Here is a 743-nt window from a genome sequence, read left to right as displayed (position 1 = left end):
CCCCGCCCGCCCCCGACGCCCCCAGCCTGGAGATCGCCGACGGACCCGTCCAGGTCGACGTACGGCACAGCGTGCTCGGCGCCGTCACGGTGGCCGGCCACGACGAACGCTCCCGCATCGCCCTGCACGACACCGTCCTCGACGCCGGCCGGCGCGAGTCGACCGCGCTCTCCGACCCGTACGGCGGCCCCGCCGGCGTCCTCCTCACCGCGCGCCGCACCACCGTGATCGGCTCCGTCCGCGCCCGCTCCGTGGACGTCCTGGAGAACTCCCTGTTCGACGGCGAGGTCCGGATCACCCGCCGCGACCAGGGCTCGGTACGGTTCAGCTGGGTGCCGCCCGAGTCGGAGACCCCGCCCCGCATCCACTGCCGGCCCGAACCCTCCGACGACCCCGCCAGGGTCGCGCTGCGCTTCGCCGGCACCCGGTACGGCCTCCCCGGCTACGTCCGGCTCGCCGACGACTGCGCCGAGGAGATCCGCCGCGGCGCCGACGACGGCGGCGAACCCGGCGCGCTGCACCACCTGTTCGAGCCCCAGCGCGAGGACAACCTGCGCACCCGGCTCGCCGAGTACACCCCCGCCGGATGCGACACCGGACTCTTCTTCGTCACCTGACAGCCGCCGCGCGGCCCCACCCCCACAGGCAGGAGACACCCCTCATGCACGGCGACTTCTCCCGCGTCACCTTCGACCCCGCCCGGCGCTTCTCGGCCGTCCTGTCCCAGCAGGGCCGCGTCCAGC

Annotated in this window: 1 pseudogene; it reads left to right on the top strand. The window is 75.4% G+C overall.

Annotated features, from left to right (window positions below):
• A pseudogene (locus tag CCN42_RS43065) lies at nt 1-617 on the top strand (hypothetical protein); the annotation flags it as partial.
• Nucleotides 618-743 lie beyond the last annotated feature (126 nt).

Origin of the sequence: Streptomyces glaucescens, assembly GCF_002154375.1 — a bacterium.
In the GTDB taxonomy this organism is placed as follows: Bacteria; Actinomycetota; Actinomycetes; order Streptomycetales; family Streptomycetaceae; genus Streptomyces; species Streptomyces glaucescens.
Note: the sequence above shows the minus strand (reverse complement) of the source record. Positions and strands in the feature narration are given on the sequence as shown.